Origin of the sequence: Streptomyces sp. NPDC047130 (assembly GCF_040643475.1) — a bacterium.
Lineage (GTDB): Bacteria > Actinomycetota > Actinomycetes > Streptomycetales > Streptomycetaceae > Streptomyces.
In genome coordinates, this window is the sequence record NZ_JBEYUK010000030.1 from 70,770 (window position 1) to 80,431 (window position 9,662).

The 9,662-nt window shown below is 75.1% G+C and carries 6 protein-coding genes; 3 read left to right on the plus strand and 3 right to left on the minus strand.

All coding sequences use genetic code 11. The annotated features are described in order from the left end of the window. Window positions 1–497: 497 nt before the first annotated feature. Both ABZ836_RS26830 and ABZ836_RS26835 read right to left on the minus strand, forming a co-directional pair. The gene (locus ABZ836_RS26830) at window positions 498–2,441 is read right to left on the minus strand and encodes a sigma-70 family RNA polymerase sigma factor (RefSeq protein ID WP_361146261.1); all 1,944 of its coding nucleotides are present in this window, start codon (window positions 2,439–2,441) and stop codon (window positions 498–500) included. Window positions 2,442–2,932: 491 nt separating this feature from the next. Further along, on the minus strand, window positions 2,933–3,673 hold the full coding sequence (locus ABZ836_RS26835) for a helix-turn-helix domain-containing protein (RefSeq protein WP_356132240.1): 741 nt from the start codon (window positions 3,671–3,673) through the stop codon (window positions 2,933–2,935). Window positions 3,674–4,055: 382 nt separating this feature from the next. On the opposite strand from ABZ836_RS26835, the gene ABZ836_RS26840 reads away from it, so the two are divergent. Both ABZ836_RS26840 and ABZ836_RS26845 read left to right on the plus strand, forming a co-directional pair. Beyond that, window positions 4,056–5,453 (plus strand): FAD-dependent oxidoreductase, encoded by a 1,398-nt coding sequence (locus ABZ836_RS26840; protein WP_361146264.1) that lies wholly within the window; start codon window positions 4,056–4,058, stop codon window positions 5,451–5,453. A 165-nt stretch (window positions 5,454–5,618) separates the two neighbouring features. Beyond that, window positions 5,619–7,310, plus strand: coding sequence for an ATP-binding SpoIIE family protein phosphatase (locus ABZ836_RS26845; RefSeq protein ID WP_361146267.1), 1,692 nt, complete (start codon window positions 5,619–5,621; stop codon window positions 7,308–7,310). On the opposite strand, the gene ABZ836_RS26850 is transcribed toward ABZ836_RS26845, so the two are convergent. Continuing rightward, a complete protein-coding gene (locus tag ABZ836_RS26850) occupies window positions 7,307–8,599 on the minus strand; it encodes an MFS transporter (protein ID WP_361146270.1) in 1,293 nt (430 codons plus the stop codon). The genes ABZ836_RS26845 and ABZ836_RS26850 overlap by 4 nt on opposite strands. 117 nt (window positions 8,600–8,716) lie before the next feature. Between ABZ836_RS26850 and ABZ836_RS26855 the strand changes: the two genes are divergently transcribed. After that, window positions 8,717–9,283: a MarR family transcriptional regulator gene (locus tag ABZ836_RS26855; RefSeq protein ID WP_356132228.1), complete on the plus strand. Its 567-nt coding sequence runs from the start codon at window positions 8,717–8,719 to the stop codon at window positions 9,281–9,283. Window positions 9,284–9,662: the final 379 nt, after the last annotated feature.

Consider the following 9,662-nt stretch of genomic DNA (forward strand, 5'->3'; position numbering starts at 1 on the left):
ACCGGCTGTCCGGTGACCGGCACGTGGGCCCTGGCCCGCGACCGGCTGTCCGGCGCCTGGCTGTTCGGTGCCCCGTTGTCCGGCGCCTGGCTGTTCGGTGACCGGCACGTGGGCCCTGGCCTGCGACCGGCTGTCCGGTGACCGGCACGTGGGCCCTGGCCCGCGACCGGCTGTCCGGCGCCTGGCTGTTCGGTGCCCCGTTGTCCGGTGCCCGCTGTTCGGTGCCCGGCACGCGGGCCTTGGCCTGCGCCCGGCTGTGCGGCGCCGCGCGTCTCGCCGTTGTCCCGTGCTTCGCTGTCCGGCGTCCCGCGTCCCGCGTCCCGCGTCCCGCGTCCCGCGCCTGGGCCCTGGCCCGCGATCCGCAGGCGGGCAACCCGCTGTTCGGCGTCCCGCCGCCCGCCCGCCAGCGTCTCGCTGCCCCCCGGAGGGGGACTCCCTGCCCCCGGTGGACGGCCTCCGGCGTACGGCCTGTGGAAGGTGACGCCGGGGCGGGGCGTTCAGGCGCAGTAGAAGCGGGAGTCGGCCCAGTCGGCCGGGGCGAGGAGACCGGCGTCGCGGGGTTCGACGACGAGGCGGACCGTGCGGCGGCCCGACAGGTCGACGGAGACCGGCACCGCGGGGTCGCCGCCCCGCAGCACCCCGGACCGCCACAGCCGCACGCCGTCCGCGTACACGGAGAACACCGCGCTGCCCAGGCCCGCCGCCATGTCGTCGATCCCGGCCCTCGCCCGGTACGAGGTGCACGACCGGTTGAGGTCGATCACCACCGAGGACAGTCCGTTGACCGTCACGCCGTCCGCGTACGTCACGCCCCCGACCGACAGGGAACGCCGCTGCCACACCCAGGTGCTCTCGGCGAGCCGCATCTCCGGCCCGGTGCCGTCCCCGGTGATCCCGTAGGGCAGCCCGCTCCACCGGTACTCGGCCGGCACGACCGGGTCCGGCAGCGGCGGCGGCTCCCCGGCGGAGGGCTCCGGTTCGGGCTCGGGCTCCGGCTCGGGCGTCGGCGAGGGTTCCGGCCGCTGCGCGGGGGACTCCTCGGCGGAGGGCTCCGGCGCGGGCTCCGCCGCGACCGGCTCGGCGGGCCGCGGGGCCGGGGCCTTCGGCGGCGGAGCGTCCTCGGGAGCCGCGGCCGGCGCGGAGACCGGCGGCGGTCCGGCAACCGGCGGGTGCTCGGGCGCCGTGCCGTCGCCGCCCACCAGCGCCAGCGCCAGGACCGCGGCGGCCACCGCCACCACACCCGCCGCGATGCCCGCCTTGGCCGGGGCGCCGAGCCCCTCGCCCACCGCGCCGCCGACGCCCCCCGAGCCCCCGGCGGCGCCCGCACCCGCCCCGGCTCCGGCACCCGCCCCGGCTCCGGCACCCGCCCCGGCTCCGGCACCCGCCCCGGCTCCGGCACCCGCCCCGGCTCCGGCACCCGCCCCCGCACTGGCCCCGGCTCCGGCCCCGGCTCCGGCCCCGGCCGCGCCGCCCGCGACCACGCCTCCCGTGCCGCCCGCCACCGCGGAGCCGCCGCCCGCCACCGCCGCCCCACCGGCCGCCGCCGCCCCTGCCCCGGTGCCGCCCGCGACGAACCCGGCCACCTTGGCGTACCCGGACGCGGCGAACCACCCGATGACGGCCACCGGAACGACCGCCGGGATGCCCTGCGCCACGTCCCTGATCTGCCCCGCCGCCGTCCGGCAGCGCGCGCACTCCTCCAGGTGCTTGCGCAGCCCCCGTTCGGCCCGGGTGCGCAGCCCGCCGCGGGCGTACGCGCCCAGCCCGGCCGCGTACCGGGCGCACTCGGCGTCGTCGGTGAGCGTGTCGCTGACGTGCGCCTGGAGGTAGGCCCGCTTGAGCCCTTCGCGGGCGCGGCTGGCCAGCACCCGTGTGCCGTTGGCGTCCAGCCCGAACAGCGTGGCCACCTCGCCGGGGGACTCGTCCTCGACCTCGGTGTGCCAGAGCACCGCCTGCCACCGCTCCGGCAGCGAGCGGAACGCCCGCATGGCCAGCGACCGCTCCGCCTCGTGCATCGCCCGCACGTCGGCGGCGAGTTCCAGGGTGTCGTCGTCCGCCCGGCCGCTCTCCCGCGTCGACTGCTCGACGAACACCGCGAAGTCGTCGACCAGTTGTTCCCGTCGCGACGACTTGATCCACCCGGCCGCCGTGCGGCGGACGGCGGTGAGCAGGTAGGCGCGGACGGCGTGCCGCGGCCCCGCGCCGCCGCGCACCGCCTGGAGCACGCCGGCGAAGACCTCGGCGGTGAGGTCGTCGGCGGTGTGCGCGTCCCGGCAGCAGGTGCGCGCGTACCGGCGCACCGCGTCCGCGTGCCGCCGGTAGAGGGCCTCGTAGGCGGAGTCGTCCCCGGCCCGCATCCGCACGATCAACTCCGCGTCGGACCCGGGGGCGACGGACCCACCCGTCTCCGGGGCGCTGCCCCCGGCGCGCTGGGCCGGCATCGGCCAGGACCCCGGTCCCGGCACGGCGGCCGACTCGACACCGCGCGCCACGGCGGAGCCGGGCCCCGCCTGCTCGGGAATCCGCCCAGGACCGCTCCCGGAACCGCCGCCGGAAGCAGGCCCGGCCGCGTCGTCAGGACCAGGCCCGGTCCCGTCGTCGGCCCCGGCACCCTGGTCGTTCCGCTCGTTCGCACCCATATATCGGCTGGCCCCCGCACGCCGGTCCGTCATAGCCCGGCCAGCGTGCCACGGGGAAACGCGCCGCGACGCGAGCAGGCGGAACCACCACTCTTCCGTGGGGTTTCGCCCGTTCGGAACGTCCCGCTCGCCACGCGGCGATGCATAATCCGGGGCGGCTCCCGGCCGGGCTCACCGCCCGAGAGCGGACCGGTGAGCGGCCCGGTGAGGAGCCCGGTGCGCGGCCCCGGACGAAACGCCCGCGGCCGGCCGTGCCGTCCGCCCGTGTCGGGCGTCCGCGTCAAACGTCCGCGTCAGGACGGCCGCGACCGCAGCCCCTCCAGCAGGATGTCCAGCAGCCGCGAGGACGCCGCCGCCTGCTGCGCCGGATCCGGCAGGGACGGCGCGGCGGTCGCGATGACCAGCAGCACGTCCGCCACCGACACGTCCGCCCGCAGCTCGCCCGCCGCCCGCGCCCGGTCGACCAGACGGCCGACCACGTCGAGCAGCGTCGCGGCCCCGGCGTCGTCGTCCGGCAGACCCGACTCGCCGGAGTCGGCCGGCACCGTCCGCTGCTGCGGCACCCGCGCGTCGTCCGCCACCCCGACCCGCAGCACCTGCGGCGGCAGCAGCCGCCCGGCGCCCGAGGCCACCGAGGTGCGCAGGAAGCGGGAGAGCGCCGACCACGGCTCGTCCTCCTGCCCCAGTGCGGCCCTCGCCTGCTCGGTCAGCCGGGCCGTCTCCTCCTCGGCTATCCGCCGCACCAGCACGTCCTTGCTCGGGAAGCGCCGGTAGACCGTGCCGACGCCCACCCGGGCGCGCCGGGCGACGTCCTCCATCGGCGCCCCGTAACCGAGCTCCCCGAACACCTCGCGGGCGGCCCGCAGCACGTGCTCCAGGTTCCGCTGGGCGTCCACGCGCAGCGGCGTCGTACGCACCCCTCGGCCGGCCGCGTGGGCCAGGCCGCCGCCGGTTCCGCCCACCGTCGCGGCGACGGGCGCCGAAGCCGCCCGCGCGACGGAAGCGGAAGGCCAGTGAGATTCCTGCGTCTGCATCGTCCGATCCCCCCGGTTCATGCGTCTCCCCCCGGAGACTCCCCACCTGTGGACAGCCGGGTCACGGGAAGGGGCGGTTGTGCGAAACCCGCCCGACGCGGTTCCGAACCGCGCATCCCCCCACACCCCGACGCAAGACGAACATAGTTGAGCGGACGTCAATTCAGAAGAGCCACGTTCCGCGTCAGGGGAACGCCCGAAAGGAGTACAAGGAGCACCGTCCCCCCACGCGCCCCCCGGGCGGGCCCGCACGGCCCCTCCCACCTGCGCCTTCCGGCCGTACGCCCCGATACGCCCCGCACGCCCCCGGAATCCGCCGCCGGTCACATCAATCGCCAAGGCTGTGGACAAAGTCCGGACCGGAGTGCGTCATGGGAGGGTGATGGTGAAGGAGCGCACCCGGGTGCTGGTGGTGGGCGGCGGCTGCGTCGGGATGAACACGGCCCTGCGGCTGCAGCGCCGCCTGCGCGCCGAGATCCGGGCCGGCGCCGTCGAGATCGTCATGATCACGTCCGACCCGTACATGACGTACCAGCCGTTCCTGCCCGAGGCCGCCGCCGGATCGATCTCGCCCCGCCATGTGGTGGTGCCGCTGCGCCGGGTCCTCGACGGCTGCCGGGTGATCGTGGGGGAGGTCACGGGCGTCGAGCACGGGCGCCGCCTGGCCCGCTACACCACGGCCGCCTCCGAGGAACGCGCCGTCCGCAACCCGTCCTCCCCCTGCGGCGAGTCGATCGGCTACGACGAGATCGTCCTCGCCCCGGGCTCGGTCTCCCGCACCCTCCCGGTGCCCGGACTGGCGGACCACGGCATCGGCTTCCGGACCGTCGAGGAGGCCATCGGACTGCGCAACCACGTCCTGGAGCAGCTCGACATCGCCGCCTCCACCCGCGACCCGGAGGTCCGCGAGGCGGCCCTGACCTTCGTCTTCGTCGGCGCCGGGTACGCCGGGGTGGAAGCCCTCGCCGAACTGGAGGACATGGCCCGGTACGCCGTCCGCCACTACAACACCATCGCCCCCGAGGACCTGCGCTGGGTGCTGGTGGAGGCCTCCGACCGGATCCTGCCCGAGGTCGACGAACGCCTCGCCCGGTACGCCCTCACCCAGTTGCGCCACCGCAACGTGGACGTCCGGTTGTCCACCCGGTTGCGTTCCTGCACCGACCGGGTCGCGGTGCTCGACGACGGCGCACGGCTTCCCGCGCGCACCCTCGTGTGGACCACCGGTGTGCGCCCCTCCCCGATGCTGGCCGGGACCGGACTTCCGCTCGACGACCGGGGGCGGCTGCGGTGCACCGAACACCTCGCCGTCGACGGGGTCCCGCACGCCTGGGCGGCCGGCGACGCGGCCGCCGTCCCGGACCTCACCGCCGCCACGCCGGGAGCGACGGTGGCCCCCAACGCCCAGCACGCCGTCCGGCAGGCCCGCGTGCTCGCCGACAACCTCGTCCGTGCCCTGCGCGGGGAGCCGCAGGAGAGCTACGCGCACGCCCGCCTCGGCGCCGTCGCCTCCCTCGGCCTGCGCAAAGGCGTCGCGCAGCTCCGCGGCCGGCGGCTCACCGGCCGCGCCGCCTGGCTGCTGCACCGCGCCTACCACCTGGGCCGCCTGCCGACCCTCAACCGCAAGGCCCGGGTGCTCGCCGAGTGGACGCTCGCCGGCCTTTTCGCCCGGGAGATCGTCTCGCTCGGCTCACTGGAACACCCGCGAGCTGAATTCGAACGGGCTGCCGGTGGGAAGCATCCCGACGACCCCACCACGGACCCGAACGGGTCCTTCTGAGCGGACGCAGGAACTCCGAAAACGCGCCAGGCGTCCAACGGATGTCGGTGCAAACCGCCCCGGAGCGGTCCGGGGCTGCCACACTGGTCCACCGTCCGCGGCGGCCGCGCCCGACCCGGCAGCAATCCGGAGCAGGCCGGAGACGACAACCCGAGGCAAGGATTCGTGAACTTCACGCGCTGGAGCGCCCGGCTCCCCGGAACGCAGCGCCGCGCCGCAGCGCGGGCGGGTACAGGTCTCTCGCCCGACGGCGCCGCCCAGGACCGGAGGGCCGACGGCTCCGTCCCCGCTGCCCGGGCCGAGCCGCCCGGCGGGCGCCACCACCCCGGCGCCCCGGCCGTCGGCGACCTCGCCGTCCACGAGGTCCTGGACCGCGTCCCCGCCCTGGTCGCCCTGGTGCACGGCGCCGACCACCGGGTCGCCTACGTCAACGCCGCCTACGCCGCCGCCTTCGGCGACCGCACCCCGGGCGAACCGGCCCGCGAGGAGCTCCCCGAGCTCGCCGAGACGGGCCTGCTCCCGCTCCTCGACCAGGTCCTGCGCAGCGCCCGGCCGCGCACCCTCAAGTCCCGCACGGCCTCCGACGGCCGCTGCTACACCTTCACCTGCACCCCCGTGGCCGTCGAGGGCGAACGGCACGGCGGCGTCCTGATCTTCGCCGCGGACGTCACCGACCACGCCGAGGCGGCCGAGCGGCTGCGGGCCAGCGAGCGCCGGCAGCGCGAGACCGCGGTGACCCTCCAGCGCTCCCTGCTCCCGCAGGAACTCGAGCAGCCCGACGACCTGCGCATCGCCGCCACGTACCACCCCGGCGGCACCGAGGCCGCGGTCGGCGGCGACTGGTACGACGTGATCACCCTGGGCGGCGGCCGCACGGCCCTGGTCATCGGCGACGTCATGGGCCGCGGGGTGCGCGCCGCCGCCGTGATGGGCCAGCTGCGCACCGCCGTCCGCGCCTACGCCCGCCTCGACCTCCCGCCGCACGAGGTGCTCCAGCTGCTGGACGGCCTGGCCTCCGAGATCGACGCCAACCAGATCGCCACCTGCGTCTACGCGGTCCACGACCCGAACGAGGGCCGCCTGGTCTACGCCTCGGCGGGCCACCTGCCGATCCTGGTCCGGGACGCGAGCGGCGAGGTCGTCCGCACGGAGGAACCCACCGGGCCCCCGCTCGGCGCCGGCGGCTGGGTGCACGGCTCCGCCTCGGTCCCGCTCGCCCCCGGTTCCACGGCCGTCCTCTACACCGACGGCCTGGTCGAGCGGCGGGACAAGGACCTCGACGAGGGCATCACCGCCCTGGAACGCGCGCTGGCCGGCGCCGGCGGCAGCCCCCAGGTGATCTGCGACCGGCTGATGCGTTCCGCCGGGGTCACCGCCGACCACGACGACGACGTGGCCGTGCTGGTGCTCCAGCACCCGGAGCGCGTCGGCGCGGAGGCGGACCTCTTCCGCAACGCCGAGCTGGAACTCCTCGGCGGCGCCGAGGCGGCCCCGCACGCCCGCGCCTTCACCTCGGGCGTCCTGGCGAGCTGGCGCTTCCCCGCGGACCTGTGCGACCTGGGGGTGCTGGCGGCCAGCGAACTGGTCGCCAACTCCCTCCAGCACGGCATCCCGCCGATGCGGCTGCGCCTGCGCCGCACCGACCGCCGCCTGATCGTGGAGGTCACCGACGCGGACGACCACCTCCCCCGCCGCCGCCGCGCCGAACCGGGGGACGAGTCGGGGCGGGGCATCGCCATCGTGGCGACCATCAGCTCCAGCTGGGGCTGCCGCCGGACACCGGGCGGCGGCAAGGCGGTCTGGTGCGAGTTCGCCCTCCCGACCCCGCCGTCACCCTCCGGCCCGGGCAGGCCCTAGGCGTCCGCGCCCACCGGGGAGGCGGGCGGCGCGGCGGGCGCGCTGCGCGCCACGACACGGGTGCGGGCGGCGTGCGGGTGGTTCTGCTCGGTGGTCAGACGCCGCTCCAGCATCATCGCCAGCCAGGCCATGCCGAGGCAGAAGATCAGCATCAGCACGATGTACGGCCCGTGCAGCGCGGCGCCCATCGGCCCGCCCACGGCCGGACCGATCGCCAGCGCGAGCTGCTTGACCAGCGCGAACGCGGAGTTGTACTGCCCCGCCAGCCCGGTCGGCGCCAGATCGGCGACCAGCGGCGCCAGCGTCGGCGACAGCAGCGCCTCACCCAGTCCGAACAGCGCGTACACCGAGATGAACGAGACCGTCGCGACGGCCTGGCTGACATCGGCCAGACCGGAGAACCCGGCGACCGCCCAGGCGAACGCCCACAGCAGGCCCACGGCCGCGATCACCCGCGAGCGACGCCGCCGCTCGACGAACCGCAGCACCAGGAACTGGGCCAGCACGATCATCGCCGTGTTGGCGGCCAGCGCCGTGCCCAGCGTCGACGTCGAGATGCCCGCGGCCTCCACGCCGTAGGCGCTCAGGCCCGACTCGAACTGCCCGTAGCAGGCGAAGAACAGCACGAACCCGAGGACGCACAGCCAGAGCATGGCCCGGTTCCGGACCAGCCCGCGCCAGTCGGCCTTCACCGCCGGCACCTGCTCCGGACCGCCGTTCTCGGGCAGCGCGGCCTTCGGCAGACGGGTCGTCGCCATCAGGGCGGTCAGCAGGACGAACATCGCCGCCTGGATGGAGAACAGCAGGGTGAAGGACCCCGGACGCGTCGGGTCCACCAGGTGCCCGCCGATCAGCCCACCGACGCCCAGACCGAGGTTCTGCAGGAAGAACTGCGTGGCGAACGCCCGCGTACGGGTGGCGGTGGAGGAGCAGTCGACCACCAGCGTGGCCAGCGCCGGCTGCATCACGGCCTGACCCGCGCCGAGCAGCGCCGCCGACAGGAGCACCGTGGTCGTGCCGGCCGCGAGCCCCAGCGCCAGTGAGCCGCCCGCGGCCGCCAGCAGCGAAACGATCAGCACGGGGAGCGCGCCCCGCGTCACGATGGCCCGCCCGGCGAACGGGAGCACGATGAGGGCGGCCACCGCGAACACCGCGAGGACCAGCCCCGCGGTCACGGAGCCCAGCCCCCGCACCTGTGCCACATAGACGTACAGATACGGAACGGTGAATCCCAGACCGAACGCGCTGAGCGCGCTCCCCACCTGGATCCGCCGCATCGCCTTGCTCACTGTCACCTGCCTCGATACGAGTCGTTAGCTCTGAATACTTCGAACCTAAAGTTCGAAGCTAAAGACTACACACCCAAGGTCTTCAGGTGCGAAGCCTGTGCATGCGATACTCCACACATGGCCGACAACTCCTCCGACACGAACGCACCGGCGCTCGGCGAGCCGACGCTCGAGGAGCAGATCGCGGCCTACCAGCGCGAGTTCCAGGACCTCGACCCCCAGGTGGAGAAGGTCGTCTCCGCGCTCTCCCGGCTCAACCGCCGCATGAACGTCGCCTACAGCCGCCAGACCGCGGACCTCGGCATCAGCAACGCGGACTGGGAGGTGCTCAAGGCCCTGGTCCTCTCGGGCGCCCCGTACCGGATGGGCCCGGGCGACCTGGCCAAGCGGCTCGGCCTGACGCCGGCCGCGATGACCCACCGGATCGACCGCATGGTCACCGAGGGCCTGGTGACCCGGGAGCGCGACGAGTCCAACCGCGTCCGGGTCATCGTCGAGCTGACGCCGGTGGGCCGCGAGAAGTGGCTCGACGCCATGCGCCTGGCCAGCGTCTTCGAGGAGGACCTCCTCCAGGACCTCTCCTCGGACGAGCGGCACACCCTGGGGGAGCTCCTCACCCGCCTCCTGATCCGCGTCGAGCACGCGCAGCCGGACGCGGGCGGCCGACTCACCGACCTGGACTGAGGGCCGCCCCGGACGGCCGGGGAGGAGACGTCGCTCTACCGCCCTCCAGCGATGCTTGACACGGCCCGCCGCGATCCGTAAGGTTCTTCGAGTTGCCGCCGAGCCGTTACGGTTCCCCGGCAACCGTCCGCCGCTCTCAGCGGCACCTCACACCCAGCACGATCACCCCCGCGGGATTGTTTCCGGCATGCCCGGAATTCAATTTCCGCGGACTCGCGGTCTCTCCGCCGGCTCCGAATAGGACCGATTGGGAACCACGGGAAAGATCCGCTAAGGTTTGAGACGTCGGAAGGGCCCAACAGCCCGGAAGACAACTCCCGCTGACTGGGAATCAGACGCAGAAAGCATCTGATAGAGTCGGAACCGCCGGAAAGGAAAA